This is a genomic window from Rickettsia helvetica, assembly GCF_963970025.1.
Classification (GTDB): domain Bacteria; phylum Pseudomonadota; class Alphaproteobacteria; order Rickettsiales; family Rickettsiaceae; genus Rickettsia; species Rickettsia helvetica.
Genome location: NZ_OZ018776.1, coordinates 818,330 through 838,027, shown reverse-complemented (window position 1 = coordinate 838,027; position 19,698 = coordinate 818,330). Strand labels below are relative to the sequence as shown.

Sequence of the window (19,698 nt, the reverse complement as noted above, 5' to 3'; positions counted from 1 at the left end):
TCTTACTCATTATTTTCCGGAGCAGTTGTTGTTTCAGTCTCTTCAGAAGCCTCATTATTATTTGCCCTAGGGTTAAAAGGTACTTGAGTAGGTATAAAAGTCGGCGGTAATAATCTACTAGTAAAAAACTTATCTTCATAATACTTAATTTTACGAGATTTTATAGGCGGAAAGGATTCTATTAAAACAATTTGCTCATCTCTCGGTAACTGTATTACTTCTTGAGGTAAAAGTAAAGCTCTTTGAACTTGAGAAACATTTTGGGTTCTAGTAGAAATATTAAGGTCAAAAAATAAAGGTTTACTAAATGATCTTTGTTCTACCGTCTTATTACCGACAAGCTGCGATATTAAATTTGCCGTTTCATAGTTATTAGCAGCAAAAGTAATACGATATGTTGCATTAGATAAGAAAGAATTCATCCCTGCATCTTCATATGTTCCTTTTAACTGCTGCGTATCTTGAATAATCAAAAATAACCGAACTCTATAACCTCTAAAATAAGCTATACCGGCTTTAAAAGTATCCATCTTCCCAAGCGTCGGGAACTCATCAAGTAAGAACATTACCCCATGCGGCTCTTCCTTTAAATCCGGCATTTTGCGGCTTAAAAATTCTGTCGCCTGCTGATAAAACACCTGCATTAATTTTTGTAAACGCTGTATATTATCGGGTGTTAACCCTACATATACGGTTGTTTTTACTTTTTTAAATTCTTGTATGTTGAAATCAGAAGATGCAGTAGCTGAATCAATAAGCGGATTTGCCCATAATTCAAGCGATGAGTTCATTGTAGATATTACGCCCGAACGCTCTTTATCGGCTTTTTGCAAAAACGCAGCAATATTCATATATGCAACAGGATGTATTACACTGCCTAAAGTGTCGAGTACGACCGCTAGATTATAAACTACGTCGTCACTTCTCATGGTACGCACTACTTCACCGAAAGATTTAGTTTTAGTAGGATCAGCTATTAAATATAAAGTTACACCTAAGAATAAACTTCGTGCTTCATTATTCCAAAAATCCTTTTCCGGCATTATAAGATTTGAAATTTTTTGAACGTCATCAACCATCTGCCCGGGCTTAGTACTAACCCAATCAATCGGATTGTAACAATGAGTGACACCGTCGGGATTAGAAGGTTCCCATACAAAAACTTTCTGACCTTGTTTCTCACGCCAACCGCTCGTCAAACCGTGATTTTCGAGCTTTATGTCATGTACTACTACCGAATCACTCCAAAATAACAGGTTAGGTATCACAAAACCCACACCTTTACCTGAACCGGTAGGAGCAAATAATAAAGCATGCTGGAACCCGTCTGCAACAAAATATCCACCGACATCAACACCTATTAACATACCTTTTTTGGATCTAAGACCCGCAGCCTCTATATCTGATGGATTAGCCCAGCTAGCATCTCCATATACTTTTTCCGGTTGCTCAAAAAATTGTAATGATTTTATTCTTTCAAAATTTTTAATATAAAATATTATAACAACAATAGCGGGACCAAGAAGAGATGCAATTAGCTTCAATTTTAAATAATTATAGTCGGCAATTTTTAACTGCCCCCAAACGTTAATAAGCCAATAAGCCCACTTATAAGCAATATTTATAGCATTTATATCTACACCTAAAGCTCTAACCTCATTAGTAAAAATTGCAACAAATGCACCGCTTATCCAAATGGTACAAAAAATAACAACTGGATGAATTATAGCATGACCGAATATATTCCTAGTAACTTTAAGTATCTTATACCATTCCATGAATTGATATTCCTAGTTTATTCTATACGTTAGTTTTTGCGTGGAGTAATTTTTACGTCATTGCGAGCGACTGAAAAGAGCATGGCAATCTCAGAAATCTTGTCTAAGATTGCTTTGTCAATTACTTCGTAATTTCCTCGCAATGACGCTTTTAAACCATCCCCTCAGCATTTTTATTCTTCTTGTAGTACACCTCTGAAACATATCTCTTCCCACCGCTACCGCGTTTTAACTGCACAACGATATCTACAACGGTTAAAATATACTTCTTTACTTCTTCAGGCGGCATACCAAGATCTGCTTGCATAACCATAAGCTTTAACTGCTCAATTGCCATAGCGGGACTATCAGCATGCAGTGTTGATATTGAACCGGGGTGACCTGTATTAATAGCACGCAAAAAACTAAAAGCTTCTTTACCTCGAAGCTCACCGACTATAATTCTATCCGGTCTTAAACGCAAACAGGCCTCTATTAAATCTTGAGTAGTAACATTTGCACGCCCCTGTCCTCCTTTGGAAGCAAGTAAATGCACTCTGTTAGGATGGCTTGATAGCACAACCTCACGAGCATCTTCTACAGTAATTAATCTTTCTATTGCAGGTATTTCAGTAAGTGCCGCATTAGTAAAAGTAGTTTTACCGGTTGAAGTACCACCGCTAATTATGATATTTTTCTTTGAAACAACTGCATGTCTAATAAATTCTTTAATCTTTTTTTCAGCTAAGAAATTATTTAAAATTACTGCATCTTCATCTACTAAACCTTCTGTTGCAGTATCATCAAATGCCCCCATTTTAGCATATTCATCTAAAGTTAGATTCATACCGCTAGGCTTTCTTATAGAATAAATGATTTGTCCTATCTCACAAGCAGGAGGAAATACTATTTGAATACGGTAGCCATTCGGCAAAGTTGCTGAAAGCAGCGGTTTTTCTTCTGAAATCATCTGTTCGGTAGATTGAGCGACTAAACGCCCTAATGAAAGTAGATGTTCGCTATCCAGTTCCGGTATTTGTTTAGAATATATATCGCCTTTTTTTTCAACCCATACTTCTCCAGGCTTATTAACCATAATTTCGTTAATACCGTCTTCAGCAAATAAATTTTTAAAAGGAAGTAAAAACGTCTCTAAGGCTGCAAATTCTTCATTCATTTCATTACCTTCGATTTTAATAAAATGGCTTTTGGGAATTTATAATCCTTATTAACGTATATTCTAACCGGCGTACCTTGATTAACCGTTGTCGTCGGCTTAAACTGCTGCTGAGTGATCATATTTTGTACAACATTCGTCACATCCGTAAAAGCTTGAGTAGAAGCTTGTTGTGCTTGCGTCGGAGTTGATGCTATAGATGTAGTAGTAAGCAAACTTGAAGCTGCCGTATTAACTGCCTGTACTAAGGTTTGAAGTCTCTGCTCAGCAGTATTCGCTGAAGAAGCAGTTTGTGCTGTTGTACATGCTTGAGTCATAGTAGTATAAGCAGTCGAAGTTTTATCGGTAATAGCAGCAAGTATATTAGTACAAATTGTAACTATCCTAGTATTTGCATCCATACCGGTATTAGCAGCGATAGTTTGAGCCGTATTTAATAATTGTGTTGCCGTAGCACTATTGGTAGCCGCTGCCTGCGAATCTATAGGAGGCGGCACTAACTTATCAAGGACTTTAGCAAGACCTATATTAAAGCCAGATTGTAATACAGCATTTGCAAATTGTTCTTTATATTTATTATCGACTCTTCCTTGTAGTCCCGGTCTACCTAAATTATCAACTGCAGGTGAGTCGAATTCTATAGTATAACCGTTAGTTAAATCGATTCTATCCCATATTATAGAAACTCTACCGTAACTGTCTGACGAAGTTGAGGTTGCATATTTACCAAATATTTTTGACCCTTTCGGTATCAATATAACTTTATCTTTCTCAGAAAATACGTCTCTACTAATAATGGCTCTTATTTCACCGCCGAGATCACTGTTAATTGCCGTCTCAAGCACTGCATCAATTAATTTACCGCGTCCAAGAACTAAAGACATATCACCACGATCTTTAAAGGTCGCTTCTGCCGTAATCTGTTCCGGTGTTTTTTTAGGCTCTACACCACTAACTAACACTATAGCTGATTTTCTTTTTGCTTCACGACGTTGCTTCTCTGCATCGCTCTCAACTAGCATTCCTGAGGTCGAAGGCAACGAAACCGGCGGCAATGGAAGCGTTTTGTCTTTATTCTCTTCTACAGGAGTAGTAGGAGGTAAGACCGGTGGAACTTCTACTACCGGAGGAGGCAGCGGTGGAAGAGCGGTGGGCGTCTCAAGCTTAGGCGGATCAGGTAATTTTGGAATCTCCAGAATATTATCATCAACCTCCGTAACAGGTTTTACAATATTACTCGGTATCTGAGTCTTCGGTATTTCTTCTTTTTTAGTACCGAAAAAAAGAGTATAAAAAATATATATAAAAATACAGCAAATTACGACTACTATCGCAATACTCTTATTAAAGCTAACTGAAACTTTTGATAATTCTCTTTGTACTTCAGGAGAATCTGCTCCTGATAAAGAACCGGCATTATTATTATTATTTTGCTCTTCAGCCATATCTAAATTATATTAGTTAAAGTGTTTGATATTAAAAAATTGTCATACCGTAGCTTGACCACGATATCTTTTATCACAGACTGTGTTCTGAGATCCCACAATCAAGTTGCGGGATGACATTAATTTTTTTCTGGATACCGTAGTCAAGCCGCGGTATGACACCGAGTGCGTTTTTCGATCCATGCAACAATGCCTTCCCCGTAGGCAGGAATGACATCGATTAAAACCTTGCCATGTAATTACTATTTTTCTTAGGGTAGTAAAATTTAATTACATATACTAAATCCCTTTCGTTACCCATCATAAGTTCCGTAGAAGCGATATCAAATTCATATGTTCTTTTATTAGTTATAATAGTCATATTTGTGCGAATATCTTTTTCAAGAGGCTTAATAAATAATCTATTTGCAAGAGGAGTTATTTTCCACGCATAAGCATCCCCAAGAATTATATTGTGGATTTCTTCGTTTTTAGCAAATTCTATATGCGATTGAAAGCCAAAATGCAAAACTAATAAATAAACTTCATTTGGATTATATATATAAGTTTTTATCCTATTATCTTTAGTTATAGATAAATCATCTACATAATTATTACTACTACTATTGCATGGATCATCTATAAGTGGACATTCTCGTTGTACTGTAAAACCGCTTAATAATATAAAAACTAAAAAATAAAATCTAACTATTGTCATCGTCTACCCTATATCCGTTAACTTGAAACCCTACCGGATTTACATCAAGTTCTGAATCTGTTAATTGCATAGGCACGTAAGCATAACTTACTACCGCTATTTTATTATAAACTAATTGGCTTCCTGATGTTTCATTTACGGAAAATCTAACTATATATTTATCGGCTGCAATTTTTGACCATGATTTTATTACTAAAAATGTAGTATTATCTTCTTTATATTTTATCGTAGGATCAAAATCTTTATTTCTTATATAGCCAAGATAATTATAATAAACACCGCTTGTTGAGAATAATCTTATTGTCGTACGAGCTAAAGTAGTAAAATCAACCGGATTATATGTTTCCCGTGCCGTTATGTATTTCTTTATAAAATACCTTGTAAGAGACTCATCCGCCGTTAACACCGGTGATGAAATAGGTTCTACCACCGAGGCACGTCCGGTATTACTATTAAGCTGAATAACAAAAGGATCAAACTGTTTAGATTTTACTATAAATGCTATTACTAAAGTTGATATAACCATAAAAATGGTTAGTAGTATTACTAATATGATAAGTAAGTTACGTTGAACAATTAACTTATCAGATCGTTCTTCATACCAATTCTGAGTAATTTTTAAAGGATTAGCCGATTTAATACTTTCTTGATTTTGTGTACCTCCTGAACCACTTTGCGAGTTGTTACTTGATTTAAAGAAGCCAAATATATTATTCATATCAAAGGTATTTTTATTATTACATTGTTATTGTATAAAACTATTACTTTTATGCTATATTTACTGAATTAACCGGTCTTCTTATACAAGGATTTACGCTTAAACTCGATCCATCCTCTATATCAGCAGAAACGCATGGGCTTTTAATTTCATAAGGAGCTGAAGGGGTACATGACAATAATTGAGACAGCATAATTAATACTAATAGAAATTTTAATGATTTTAACATTCTAATTATACATTATTAAATTCTTGTTACTATTTTAAAATTACCTTACTATACAATAGTTCACAAGCATTTTTTGAAAAAATCTATTTATAAATATAAAAAATATTAAAAAGTATTGTAAACTATTATATTCTGAAGTAAATAAAGAGTAGCAATACGAAGTTCAACTTGGGAACAGAGCGTATACTTAATACGTGGCTACCTGCGGACTTATAAAGACATTGTCGCCAATTTTTCAAGTGGGGCGAGTATAACATAATAACTACCATCAATAATTGTTATTGTATAATTTTAATTTATAATTAATTTATTTTAATTTTAAAGTTAAATAATATTTGGTATTGTAGCAACAATATACACTTATTTTATAGCTTAAATAACATTAAATTAATAAATCATAATCATATTATAATAATTATGGTAGAGTTAAAACAAAATAACATTAGCTATTAATCTAGTAATTATGGACCCATTAACCAACGCAATACAAGAATATATAAAATCCGGTGAATATTTTATTGATGCAAGAAAATGGTATAATTTTAAGTATATCTTACCGTTAAGTCATAGAAGTCTTCTGCTTTTAATATGCACGATTTTTACCTTATTATTAACCTTAATTTGTATAAATATCAATATATTGCTACCGATAAACGACAAAGTAAGTTATTTAATAAAAGATGATGCTGAAAAACAAGCTACTGTTACTAATACTAAACATTCAACATTAGCAAATCCTTATATTTTTATTGCAAATATTATGCTTCAGAATTATGTAAAACAACGAGAAGAATACAATTACGATATATTAAAAGAACAATTTACCTTTATCAAAAATGCTTCTACAAGTATTGTTTATATGCAATTTGCTAATTTTATGAATATTGATAACCCATTATCACCGGTCATAAGATATCAAAAATTATATAGACGCTCAATTAATATATTATCAATTAACAATATAAACGATAATGAAGCAGTTGTTACTTTTGAATCATTGGCAAAAAATAGTACGGGTGAAATTTTAGAAAATATGGTATGGGAAGCAAGAATCGGATTTATAATGGATGCTATCAGTACAAGTACATCACCTGATATGCCGTTCAATTTTACCGTTACTAGTTACAAGCTAAAGTTATTAAGGAATAAAAATCAGAAATAATATGAAGCAACTAATAATATTTTGTACTCTTATAATACTTACATTAGATGTATTTGCTCTTACTATATCACGACCTCTAGGTCGAGACCCACGTCTAAGAGTTATGACTTATAACCCTGACGATGTTTTCAAATTCACAGGATATTACGGCTATCAAGCAAGTATAGAACTAGCAAGAGATGAGGAAATAGTAAGTATTTCTATGGGAGATACTACTTCATGGCAAATAGTACCTGCCGGTCATAGGATTTTTATTAAACCGATGGAACCGGATGCTACTACTAATATGACTTTAATTACTAATAAACGGACTTACTTCTTTGAACTATACGCCGCCGAAACTCTTGATATGCGTGATCCTGAAATGGTCTTTAATGTAAAGTTTCTTTATCCGGATGACGAAAATGACAATATGAGCGGTCATATGCAAACTTTTTCTGCTTCCCCAGCAAGTCCTGATCTTACTCATCCTGAAAAATATAACTTTAATTACTATATTAGCGGCAGCGAAGAAATAGCTCCTATTAAAATTTTTGACGACGGCGAGTTTACTTATCTGCAATTTAGGGATAAAAATGCTGAAATTTCCGGTATTTTTGCCGTAGATGATTCACTGCGAGAATCTTTAGTAAATTATCGCCTTGCTCAAGATAATCCTAATATGGTGATCCTTGAACAGGTTTTTCCTAAGCTCGCTATACGTAAGGGTAAAAAAGTCACATGCGTATTCAATCAGTCTTTCAAAGCATACTAACTGTCATCCTGCGATCAAGTCGCAGGATCCAGTCTTTTTTAAATTTTTTGTTGGATACCGTGGTCAAGCCATGGTATGACAATGTTATGTCGCATTTAATATATTTCTTTGCCTTGATCTTACTAACTAGCGGCTTATTTATAATGCTTACAAGCCGTAATTATATTCATAAAATTATCGGGCTTGGAATCTTTCAAAGTTCGGTGTTAGTATTTTATTTAAGTATCGGAAAAATTAAAACAGGCGGTGTACCTATTTTACAAGAGGGCGTCACTACTTACACTAGCCCTTTGCCTCATGTATTAATGCTAACTGCTATAGTAGTTGGGTTTGCTACTCTTAGCGTAGCTTTAAGTTTAATATATCAAATTTATAAACATTTTGGTACAATATCAGAAAATGAAATTAATTTTGATAAATGATCCTAGCTAACCATTTCCCTATCATACAAATATTATTCCCTTTATTCGGGGCTTTACTCTCAATAATATCTTTTCGCTTTACTACCTTTGCACGAGTAATTACCGTAGTTTGCATTTTATCTAGTCTTTTGGTCAATGTTTATGGATATAGCATTATACAAAATACAGAACTATCTTACACCATGGGAGGATGGACTTCAAAAATAGGAATAGAATATCGGCTAAATTCACTAAACCAAGCTATTATTATTTATCTTAACTTGGTTTTATTATTCTTTTTAGTTTTTTGTCATAAGATTACTAATCGAACTATCTTAAAATATATCAACAATAATAGAAAATCTTTATTTTATAGTATTTTATTATTTGCTCATACCGGCTATTTAGGAATGATTGCTACTCACGATTTCTTTAATCTATATGTATTTATAGAGATTTCGGCACTTAGTAGCTATGTCCTGATAGCCTCAGGTAATAATCCAAAATCTTTAATCGGAGCTTTTGATTACTTGATAATGGGTAGTATCGGAGCGACTCTTATTCTTATATCTATAGGGTTTTTACTGAGCATTACGGGTAACTTAAATGTGTATGATGTTGCAGCTTATTTGCAAGAACATACTAATTCCCGTATAGTCACTATAGCTATTGGTTTTTTCTTAATAGGAGCTATTTTAAAAACTGCCTTTTTCCCTATGCATTTTTGGATGATGAGAGCTTATAATAACACGGCTTCAGTCACTTTAGTATATTTAGCAGGGATTTCTACTATAATAGGAATATATATAATATATAAATTTACTTATATTATTATAGGCTATGAGACGATTAAAACTGCTATTACAAACTTTATAAGACCTATTGCTTTAGCAACTATTATTATAGCCCCGTATTTTGCTTACCAGGCAAAAGACTTCAAGAATATTATAATTTATTCGTGTTTCACTCAAATAGGTTACGTATTTTTATTATACGTAACCGAAAACGGTATAATAGTTTTACCAAGTTTATTACTTGCAGATAGTATAAATAAAATAGCTCTTTTCTTGATAGATGCTTATAATGAAAGCTATAAAAAGAATCCTAACAAAGTTTTAATAATAATTGTTATTATTTGCAGTTGCGGCTTACCCATAAGCCCATTATTTTTTATCAAAATAAATATTCTTGAATTATTATTTAGACAAAAACTATTATTAGATTTTGTTATAATTTTACTCAGCTCCGTAGGATCATTATTTTACCATTATAAAATGGTACTATTGTCATTCCTGCGAAAGCGGGAATCCAGTAACCTTTAATGTCATCCTAGCTCACTTGTAGCGGGATCTAGAAAAAAAAACTTAGGGAGTACATTGTTTTGATGTTTTTACTGGATGCCGTGGTCAAGCCATGGCATAACAATAATTCGCTTTTTCTAGATTCCTGCGATCAACGGAATGACACAACGAACAATAATATAATACCATGATTACACAATTTACTACTCCGAGTCTTTTGATTCTATCAACTTTGCTAGTTGGTGTATTAAACTTAACCAGTCCGTATGCCACTCAAAAAGATAGTTTTATACGTAATTTTTTACTTATTACTATCGCTATTTTTTTCTTCGGTAATATTTTAATTATAGACTGGTTGTTTTTAAAAGGTATTAGAGCAGGATTTGAATTTAATATATTCGGTAATTACTCTATAGGTTTTCATCTTGAACCTTTAGGGCTTATTTTCTTAAGCTTAATAGGCTTTTTATGGATTTGTGCTTTACTTTACACTCCAAAATATCTTGCTATTAATAATATAGAACACTCTTCTAGATTCTTATTTTGCTTTAACTTAACTATTCTAATCGGTGTTTTAATTGCCTTATCTAGTAACTTATTTACGATGTTTATTTGCTATGAGCTTTTAACTATTTCTACAGCTTTTTTAATAGGACATACCAAAAATAATATAGTACTTAGCGGGTTATACAAATATTTAAAAATTCTGATGATTTCTGCCACAATATTACTTTTACCGGCAGTGATAATCATTTATGCTAAAACCGGTAACGGGGATTTTGCAAGCGGTAGCCTAGTAGAAAATTATTTTTCTCAAAGCCAATCCATTATTTTATTATTAATGTTTATTTTCGGTATTGCTAAAACTGCAATTTTTCCGGTACATTCATGGCTTCCTGCTGCAATGGTTGCACATTATCCCGTTAGTAGCTTACTGCATGCCGTAATAGTGGTTAAAACCGGATTATTTTGTATTTACAAAATCCTATTATATATATTCAGTTTATCATATTTACAAATGATATTTGCCGAGCTTAACTGGTTAATTTTTATACCTATAGTAAGCATATTTTACAGCTCAATCAAAGCACTAGGCACAGATAATATTAAAAAAATACTCGCCTACTCCACTATGAACCAATTAAGCCTCGCATTGCTTAGTGCTTTCATGTTAACGCCTAAGGCACTTGGAGCTGCAATACTCCATTTAGTTTCACATTCTTTTACAAAAATCTGCTTATTTTATAGTATGGGAAGTATTTACAGTTTAAAGAAAGCCGATCAAGTACAGAATTTACATGGTACATCCAAAGAATTTCCTTTAATTTCTTTTATTATATCCATCTCTTCATTATCATTAATCGGTATACCTATCTTTAGCGGATTTATTAGCAAATTCTCAATATTACTTGCCGTAAGCGAACAAAATCAAATTATCGTTATGATTGTCGTAATAGCTAGTAGTATATTCTCAAGCCTTTACCTTCTCAAAATATTAAGCTCTATTTATAAACCTTCTTTGGTAGAATCTAGCGTAACAAAACCACTCCCCTACTCTATGCAAATTAGTATAATAATTTGCTGCTGTGCCGTAACTCTCTTTTATTTTATTCAAATCTTAATCAGAGAATTTTTAGCTTATATTACATAAACATATTTACATAATTTACATATAATCATATAATATGTAAGAGGCTATCTGTAAATATAGTAATTATTTTTGAGGATAAATATGGCACAAATTATTAGAGCAACAGAAGTTGTACGCTCTTTGTTCAGATATTATGAATAGAGTTTACTATAAAGGCGAGAGCTTTGACGTTCACAAAGGTAATAATATAGTAGCAAGGATTACGCCTGCAGAAACCAAGCCTTCTATAGCAGTAAGAGACTTAGAGAAAGCCTTTAAAAATGGCCCACACCTTGATCCTGAAGATACCGATCAATTCATGAAAAATATCGAAGAAATAAGATGCAATACTAGACAAGATATTAAAAAATTGGTTGAAAGATGGGATTAATTATTGATACTTCTATAATCATAGCTTTAGAAAGAGGAAAGGTTAAGTACTAAGCAATGGTCACATTATGGTCAGGCTTATATTAGCCCTATTGTGTTAACTGAACTATTAATAGGAGTAGATAGAGTCAATAATGAGAATAAACGTATAAAATGTTTAGCTTTTATAGAATATGTAAAAAGTCTGTTTACTATATTGCCTTTCGGTATTGAAGAAGTATATACATATGCACGTATTATTCATGATTGATACAAACAACGTATAACTATAGGAATTCATGATATGCTCATTGCAGCAACGGCTATTACAAAAGGTTTTCCGATATTAACTTTAAATGTAAAAGACTTTAAAAGAATTCAAGGACTAGAAGTTTTAACAGTTTCTTCTAAAGATTGAAATGTTTATTCAAAACACTCAATTTGCACTTTCGCTAGCTAATTTTGAACTTGCTTTTGACCTTAGCTCTCAAAATCAATTAATAGCTTTAGCATTTCTAATTGTTACTGCTATCTTAAATCTTTATACAATTTCCCAAAATAGAAAATTAGAATGCTTAATAGGTAGTTTATACTGTTTATCCTCTATTATATGTGTATTTGCAGCTGATTTTATTTCCATGATAATCTCGCTTGAATTCATGACGATTTTTGCCTGCATAATTATTTTTTGCGATCAATTAAAGATAAAACCGGCACGTCAATATTTCCTCACTCATTTATTCAGTAGCGGGCTAATTTTAATCGGTATGACTCTTTTAATCCAAACAACAGGTAATACTGCTTTTATTTCTTTAACGGAATCAGTATATAATTTTGAGTTACCGGCAATATTCATACTTGCAGGTTGTTTGATTAATGCCTCGGCTATTTTTGTAAACGGATGGGTGGTTAATTGCTATCCTATAGCTTCAAGTGGCGGTGTTGTATATTTAATAAGTTTTACTACTAAAGTTACTTTAATTATCATTTTAAAATTATTTAGCAGTCTTGAGATACTTAAGTTTTTTGGAATATCAATGATCATTTATGGGTTAGTATTTTCTCTAATCGAGAAAAACCTTAAACGATTGATATGTTATCTTACCGTATCACAGCTTGGTTTTATATTAATGGCTATTAGTATAAACTCTCCAAACATAGCTTATCTTATTACAAGCTTTATATTCATACATATATTATATAACGGGTTATTTGCTTTATATTTCACTTATATAGAAGATGAGTACGACATTAAAAATTATCAAGATCTTCAGAATACTCAAATTAATCTTATTAGACCTCTTCAGAAACGAGGATTTAGGGAGAAATTTGAAGGAGACACGGAACGCAGAACCACAGCGTACAAAAACGTACGTGAGGATTCGAGTACCGGATCGACGTACAAATTACCCCTAGAAGTAGAGTTTCTGAAGAGGTCTATTCTATTAGGCGGGTTTGTAGTTAGTATATTAATATATACCTCTATACTGCCTATTAGCTCTTCTTATATCAAAGATGGAATTGCTGATCTTTTAGATGCAAATAATATTATTATATTTTCTAAAATAGCAACTTGTACCGTATTATTTGGGTTATTGTTGGAAAGTTTGCTATCGTCATTGCGAGCGACTAAAAGGAGCGTGGCAATCCAGGAAAAAAACCGATCTATTTTTACTGGATTGCTTCGTCAAAACTTACAGTTTTTTCTCGCAATGACGTTAAGGGACTTAATCTACCTCTCTTTCTGCATCATAACTTTATGCGTATGTTTATTCTATCCTGTTCAAATATCACATACTACTAACTTTAAGCTAGTTATCCTTGCAATCTCACTATTATTAGCTTTAATATTTAGAAAAATACCACGCATTTCGACAGAAAACATAAACCTTGACCTATACCAATATATCGAAAAACTTATCTATTTCAGTATCGATAAATATAAAGAAACGGTAGACAATAACGAAGATGCGGAAGAATATCTTAATTTTAAGGTTATTTGGGATAATATTTTAAGTAAAATATCTGCTTGGCATAATCAGCAAACTGCTATATTTATTGTATTATTCCTATTAATTAGTTTGATTTATATACTTGTCATTCCCGCGAAAGCGGGAATCTAGTACTTTTGGCTGTCATACCGTGGCTTGACCACGATATCCAGTAAAAAATTAAAAAAGATTGGATCCCGCGATTAAGTTAGCTAGGATAACAACAGAAAACCCGATCCACACAGGAATGACATAAAAGAAGAGTCACAATATGAAACCACCAATAACAGATAAACAAAATTACAGCTTTGAAGTTCACGGAACAACAATAAACGATGATTATCACTGGCTACGTGATCCGAGGTGGCCAAATGTCGAAGGCTCTAAAATTTTAGATTACTTAAAGACCGAGAATAAATATACCAGACATTTCTTTGCCGATCTGCAAAAGGATAAGGAAAAGATTTTTGAAGAATTAAAAGGACGGGTCAAATTAGACGATGAGTCAGTTTATGTTAAGAAAAAAGATTATTACTATTACCATAGAGTAGAGGGTGATAAAAATTATCCGATATATTGCAGAAAATATCAAAGCATGGAAGCAGGAGAAGAAGTAATATTAGATGTTAACCTTCTTGCTCCAAACGGCAGTTTTACCGATGTTGCCAAAGTCGCAATGTCACCTGATCACAATTTAATGGCTTATAGCGTTAATTTTACAGGTAATGAGCAATACAATATCAAAATATACAGTCTTAAAGAACAAAACTACTTACCTGATGAAGTAAAGGAAATCGCACCTACTATAATTTGGCATGAAAAATTAAACGGCTTTTTCTATATTACTATTAATAAGAATCAACGCTGGGACAAGGTAATGTTTCATCGTTTAGGCGAAGATTCTACTCAAGATAAATTAATATTCAAGGTAAAAAATCCTCTTCATTTTATCAGCTGTGAGAAATCAGCAAGTAGTAAATATATTTTTATAAATTCAGGCGATCATAATGAAAATGAAATTTACGTAATTTCTATGCAGGATGATAATTTCACTCCTAAATTAGTACGAGCTGCAGAAAATAAAATATTCTATGAAATAGAACATAATGGCGATTATTTTTATATTAAAACTAATTATAAAGCTAAAAATTTCCATGTTGTAAAACTGCCAGTAAATAATTTTGAAAATACTAACTGGGAAGATATTTATATTAAGGAAGAACAGGACAAATATTTAAAAAGCTTTGATGTTACAAATAATTATTTAATCTTAAATTATCGTGACCAAGGTTTACCGCTAATTAAAATAAAGCGATTTAAAGATCTACAAGAAAACACAACTCATTTTCCCGATGAAAGTTTCCAAGCAAATAGTTTTTCTACAAACTTTGAGGAAGACGATATTAGAGTAAATTACTCTTCTCTAGCAAGACCAAATACCACTTATAGCTACGATTTTGATAACGATAAATTAACGATATTAAAGAGCCAAGAAATACCTTCAGGCTTTAATCCGGAGGAGTATAAAGTAGAGAGAATATTTGCAGATAATGAAGATGTCAAAGTACCGATTACTTTATTCTACAAAAAATCTTTATTTAAAAAAGACGGCTCAAATCCTTTATATTTAATGGGATACGGAGCTTACGGGATTAGCATACCTGTCAATTTTAAAAATACGGCAGTAACGCTTGCCGATCGTGGCTTTATTTACGCAGTTGCTCATATTAGAGGCAGCGATGATCTAGGTCATGATTGGTATGAAGCTGCTAAGTTTTTAACCAAAAAAAGAACATTTGAAGACTTCATAGCTTGTAGTAGAGCTTTAATTAACGAGCAATATACAAGTAACAACAATATAGTAATAATGGGCGGTAGTGCCGGAGGTATGTTAATAGGTTATGTACTCAACGAAAAATCGGAAATTTATAGAGCAGCAATCGCTCATGTGCCGTTTGTAGACGTGCTGAGTACCATGCTTGACGAAAGCTTACCGTTAACTCTCTTGGAATATAATGAGTGGGGTAATCCGAAAGAGAAAGAATATTTTGAATATATTAAATCATATTCCCCTTATGATAACGTAAAAGCACAAAACTACCCTGCTCTATTCGTTACTTGCGGTATATCCGACCCACGTGTAGGTTACTGGGAACCTGTTAAATGGGTAGCAAAATTACGAGAACTAAAAACGGACAATAATCCATTATTATTAAAAATAAATATGGATACGGGTCATAAAGGTTCTACCGGTCGTTTTGATTATCTGAAAGAGGCAGCCGACGAATTAGTATTTATTTTTAAAGTGTTTAATGTGGGGGTTTAGAGATTTTGGATAAATAAACGTCATTGCGAGCAGGTGTTGTTGCGTGGACCAAAAAACGCATTCGGTGTCACCCTGTGGCTTATCCACGGTATCCAGTAAAACAACTAAAAAATACTAATATTATTAATATTTAACTAGACCCCGTGGACAAGCCACGGGGTGACAGTGGTGAAACCGATCTACACAGGCAATGCCGACTTCCTCCACGGTATGACAAAATAAATATAAAAAACAATGCATAAAAATTATCTAGAACAATTACAAAAATTACCGATTACTTTAATTTTACTAATTAGCTTAATTTGTTGTATTGGTTTCATTGTGCTTTATTCTGCAGCAAATAGTAATTTGCAGCCTTGGGCTTACAAACAAATTATAAATTTTTGTATATTCTTGCCTTTAGCTATTATTATTGCATTAATTGATTTACGAATAATATTTAGGTTCTCGTATATCTTCTATTTTTGCGTGCTAGCTTTATTAGTAGCCGTGGAGCTTTTCGGCTCAACTGCCATGGGCGGTAAAAGATGGATCGATATCGGTATAGTTAAGCTTCAACCTTCCGAACCGATAAAAATCGCCGTTGTACTAATGCTTGCTAGATATTTCCATTCACTAACAATTGATGATCTTACAAAATTTCACAAAATTATCATACCGATTATAGGAGTTTTAATACCGGCTTTTCTAATAATTAGAGAGCCGGATCTCGGTACAGGGATGATTGTCTTAATTGTTTCGGCAATTATATTTTTTACAGCAGGTTTTAGAATAAAATATTTTATAATGCTAGGTCTTGCTGCTCTTATTAGCCTGCCTATTGCTTGGAATATGATGTATAATTATCAAAAAAAACGGGTAATGGTTTTTTTAGATCCCGAACATGATCCGCTCGGTGCTAGTTATAATATTATTCAGTCTAAAATCGCTATAGGTTCAGGTAGCCTATTTGGACGCGGTTTAAATCAAGGTAGCCAAAGCCATTTAGATTTTCTTCCCGAACATCAAACAGACTTTATCTTTGCTACCTTTGCTGAAGAATTCGGCTTTATAGGAGGAATGTTTTTACTAATATTATATTTTGCACTTATAACTATTTCTTTATTAATTGCTGCAAATTGCCGAGAGATTTTTAGTAAATTAATGGTAATAGGTATTACTTCAATTTTATTTAGCCATGTATTTATTAATATAGCTATGGTTATGGGCTTACTCCCCGTAGTAGGCGTACCTTTACCGTTTATTTCTTACGGCGGAACAATGATCACATCCATGCTAATCGGCTTTGGGCTTGTGATGAATGCTCAGGTACACAGACATACCGCTTTAAACTAGTTCAATTATATTTATAAAATTGATAACATAAATTAATAATAAGTTGCACTTCACTTTCTGATGTATCGTATAAAGCAAAATTTCCTATTGACTTTTATATAAAACAGTATAGCATTTTTTTACAATTTAATTTTTTATAAAGAATTGATGCTCGGCTATGAGAAAGAACAGAGAAGGTTAACAAGAGAACAAAAAGAAGCTGTTGGAATATTATCTTTAGGAACTTTCCTTGAGTGTTTTGATTTAATGATTTATGTACATATGACAGTACTTCTTAATGAGTTATTTTTTCCAAAAGCTGATACTAAAACTGCTGCTATATATTCTACTAGTGCTTTTTGTTCTACATTTGTTTTTAGACCTTTTGGTGCTTTATTGTTCGGGTGGATGGGTGATAAAAATATGGGCGTCAATCTACAGTAATTATAACTACAATTTTAATGGCTATTTCTTGTGCTATTATGGCTGGATTACCTACTTATACCCAAATAGGAATTACTGCTACTTGGATCGTTACAATATGTCGTATTATTCAAGGCATGTCGTCTCTAGGCGAGTTAATAGGAGCGGAGCTTTATCTTACAGAAATAATATCACCTCCTAAACAATATCCAATTGTAGCATTGATTGCTTGTTTTTCAGTACTTGGAGGGGTTACAGCATTAGGGCTAGCTTCATTAATTACTCACTTTGGATTTAACTGGCGTATAGCTTTTTTTATAGGAACAGTAATTGCTATAACAGGAGTTTATGCTAGAACCCGTTTACGCGAAGCTAGGGATTTTATAGATGCTAAACAACAAGTTAAAAATAGCTTTAGTAAAGCTAATATGGATATAAAATTACTTGAAAATGATCCGATTTGGAAAGAAAAAGTTCACTGGAAGACATCTTTATCATATTTTCTAATTCAATGCTCATGGCCTGTCACTTTTTATCTTGTATTTTTCTATTGTAGCAATATTTTGAAAGATACTTTTCATTATACTGCTGAACAAGTTATAACTCATAATTTCTTTGTATCTATAATGCAGTTTGGATTAGGTGTAGTCCTTAGATGTTACTTAAGCGGTATAATACATCCTTTAAAGATTCTTAAAGGATTTTTAGCTATATTTTCATTATTTATTGTTATTATTCCGCATTTACTAAATAATATCACTGCTCCTACAGAATTATTTATTATTCAGTAACGCTAGCTGTTATTGGCTTAGGGGATGTTCCTGCTATACCAATTTTCTTTAAACATTTCCCGGTATTTCAAAAGATTCACTTATTCGAGCTTTTTATACGCCTTATCTCGTGCTTTAATACATATGGTTACTTCGTTTAGTATGATATATTTAGTAAATTATTTTGGTCACTGGGGAGTATTATTTATTGCGATTCCGATAAGTATAGGTTACGGATACGGGTTACTGCATTTTGAGCAGTTAGAAAAGAAAAGTCAGAACTACTTTTAGAAATAACATCATTATCTTCTAATTTTTTTAAACATAGTTCTAACAATTTATTTTTTATTTTTGGTGTTCCTAAATACATACTTAAAATTAAAAACTTTTTTAGTGTCTCTTCAATTATTTTCCTAGCCTTTTCAGCTGACTTAGCTCCTAATGTTTGTATATTATGGATTCTATCAAAGAGTTTTATAAGAGCTGTATCATGTTTTTTTTGTTTGATTAATAGATTTAAACTTTCCTCGCTACTTATTTTTCCGTAAGGTTTTATTCTAGTTAAACCCTCTACGTGCTTTGCTACTTCCGGTCCAAAAATTGCGGTGATCATTTCTTCGGTAAGTTCTGTATCTTCAATAGTATCATGCAGTAAAGCAGCTTGCAGCATAATAGCGTTATAAAGCTTAGGAGCTTCTTCGGCTATAACTCTGCGAGCATAATTGCTACTTCAATCGGATGAGAGTAATAAGGATCGCCTGATTGACGCATTTGTGAGCTGTGATACTTGTGAGCATAGTAGATACCTTTTTTAACTTCTTCTATATCAACAGGATTTTTTATTTTAGCGTTTAAATATTCGAGTTTATCAAGTAATTTTTTAGCGTAAACTTTCCCTAAAATACTGTACGTTCTATTTGACGACGTTTAACGAGTCTTTACTAGTTTTTTAACATAGAACAAATAAGCTCGACTCATATTTAGAGTTAGTAGCGGATGGGATTATAACTAGAGAAGAGTTTTTGCGTAAGAAAACATAATGGAAAAAACATCAAGATAAAGTAATGTTAGAGATAGCGGAGCATAATAAAGGTGATGATTGTTTTACGGAAAAAATGATAGATGTACTAAATCTAACTGCCAATGCACATCAATATTTTATTTTGTCGAATGTTGAGAGAAAAAGACGCCTAATAAAAACTATGTTTTCGACAATTAAATTAACAGGCAAAAA

Annotated in this window: 14 protein-coding genes and 4 pseudogenes; 11 read left to right on the top strand and 7 right to left on the bottom strand. The window is 32.6% G+C overall.

Translation table 11 applies throughout. The annotated features are described in order from the left end of the window. Positions 1–2: 2 nt before the first annotated feature. The 6 genes from AB1146_RS05005 to AB1146_RS04975 form a co-directional block, all read right to left on the bottom strand. The gene (locus AB1146_RS05005) at positions 3–1,778 is read right to left on the bottom strand and encodes a type IV secretory system conjugative DNA transfer family protein (RefSeq protein ID WP_010423476.1); all 1,776 of its coding nucleotides are present in this window, start codon (positions 1,776–1,778) and stop codon (positions 3–5) included. 151 nt (positions 1,779–1,929) lie between these two features. Then, on the bottom strand, positions 1,930–2,934 hold the full coding sequence (gene virB11 / locus AB1146_RS05000; protein WP_010423477.1) for a P-type DNA transfer ATPase VirB11: 1,005 nt from the start codon (positions 2,932–2,934) through the stop codon (positions 1,930–1,932). After that, positions 2,931–4,379, bottom strand: coding sequence for a TrbI/VirB10 family protein (locus AB1146_RS04995; RefSeq protein ID WP_010423478.1), 1,449 nt, complete (start codon positions 4,377–4,379; stop codon positions 2,931–2,933). Before AB1146_RS04995 ends, virB11 begins: the two co-directional genes overlap by 4 nt. Positions 4,380–4,599: 220 nt before the next feature. After that, positions 4,600–5,076 carry a TrbG/VirB9 family P-type conjugative transfer protein gene (locus AB1146_RS04985; RefSeq protein WP_010423479.1) on the bottom strand — a complete coding sequence of 159 codons (477 nt, stop codon included), beginning with the start codon at positions 5,074–5,076 and terminating at the stop codon, positions 4,600–4,602. Next, positions 5,063–5,794 carry a virB8 family protein gene (locus AB1146_RS04980; RefSeq protein ID WP_010423480.1) on the bottom strand — a complete coding sequence of 244 codons (732 nt, stop codon included), beginning with the start codon at positions 5,792–5,794 and terminating at the stop codon, positions 5,063–5,065. The genes AB1146_RS04985 and AB1146_RS04980 overlap by 14 nt, the downstream gene beginning before the upstream one ends. A 49-nt stretch (positions 5,795–5,843) precedes the next feature. Beyond that, positions 5,844–6,023: a DUF2706 domain-containing protein gene (locus AB1146_RS04975; protein WP_010423481.1), complete on the bottom strand. Its 180-nt coding sequence runs from the start codon at positions 6,021–6,023 to the stop codon at positions 5,844–5,846. A 463-nt stretch (positions 6,024–6,486) separates the two neighbouring features. Between AB1146_RS04975 and AB1146_RS04970 the strand changes: the two genes are divergently transcribed. From AB1146_RS04970 to AB1146_RS08570, 11 genes and pseudogenes are all read left to right on the top strand, one after another. Further along, positions 6,487–7,185, top strand: coding sequence for a virB8 family protein (locus tag AB1146_RS04970; RefSeq protein ID WP_010423482.1), 699 nt, complete (start codon positions 6,487–6,489; stop codon positions 7,183–7,185). A 1-nt stretch (position 7,186) separates the two neighbouring features. Then, positions 7,187–7,939, top strand: coding sequence for a P-type conjugative transfer protein VirB9 (virB9, locus tag AB1146_RS04965; RefSeq protein WP_010423483.1), 753 nt, complete (start codon positions 7,187–7,189; stop codon positions 7,937–7,939). 86 nt (positions 7,940–8,025) lie between these two features. After that, positions 8,026–8,361: a Na+/H+ antiporter subunit C gene (locus AB1146_RS04960; protein ID WP_010423485.1), complete on the top strand. Its 336-nt coding sequence runs from the start codon at positions 8,026–8,028 to the stop codon at positions 8,359–8,361. Continuing rightward, a complete protein-coding gene (locus AB1146_RS04955; protein ID WP_010423487.1) occupies positions 8,358–9,662 on the top strand; it encodes a proton-conducting transporter membrane subunit in 1,305 nt (434 codons plus the stop codon). Before AB1146_RS04960 ends, AB1146_RS04955 begins: the two co-directional genes overlap by 4 nt. Before the next feature lie 166 nt (positions 9,663–9,828). Next, complete coding sequence (locus tag AB1146_RS04950) at positions 9,829–11,292, top strand: proton-conducting transporter membrane subunit (protein ID WP_010423488.1); 1,464 nt, start codon at positions 9,829–9,831, stop codon at positions 11,290–11,292. An 81-nt stretch (positions 11,293–11,373) separates the two neighbouring features. After that, positions 11,374–11,662 (top strand): annotated as a pseudogene (gene vapB / locus AB1146_RS04945) (type II toxin-antitoxin system antitoxin VapB). Continuing rightward, positions 11,653–12,058: pseudogene (gene vapC / locus AB1146_RS04940) on the top strand (ribonuclease VapC). The pseudogenes vapB and vapC overlap by 10 nt, the downstream one beginning before the upstream one ends. Before the next feature lies 1 nt (position 12,059). Continuing rightward, positions 12,060–13,763, top strand: a complete 1,704-nt coding sequence (locus AB1146_RS08575) for a palindromic element RPE1 domain-containing protein (protein WP_010423495.1) — start codon at positions 12,060–12,062, stop codon at positions 13,761–13,763. A gap of 139 nt (positions 13,764–13,902) precedes the next feature. Then, positions 13,903–15,957 carry a S9 family peptidase gene (locus AB1146_RS04920; protein ID WP_010423496.1) on the top strand — a complete coding sequence of 685 codons (2,055 nt, stop codon included), beginning with the start codon at positions 13,903–13,905 and terminating at the stop codon, positions 15,955–15,957. 234 nt (positions 15,958–16,191) lie between these two features. After that, positions 16,192–17,292, top strand: coding sequence for a rod shape-determining protein RodA (gene rodA / locus AB1146_RS04915; RefSeq protein ID WP_010423497.1), 1,101 nt, complete (start codon positions 16,192–16,194; stop codon positions 17,290–17,292). A 147-nt stretch (positions 17,293–17,439) separates the two neighbouring features. Continuing rightward, positions 17,440–18,755 (top strand): annotated as a pseudogene (locus AB1146_RS08570) (MFS transporter). Here AB1146_RS08570 and AB1146_RS04900 read toward each other — a convergent pair. Continuing rightward, positions 18,670–19,367, bottom strand: a pseudogene (locus tag AB1146_RS04900) (HD domain-containing protein). The pseudogenes AB1146_RS08570 and AB1146_RS04900 sit on opposite strands and share 86 nt — an antisense overlap. Between the last annotated feature and the right edge of the window lie 331 nt (positions 19,368–19,698).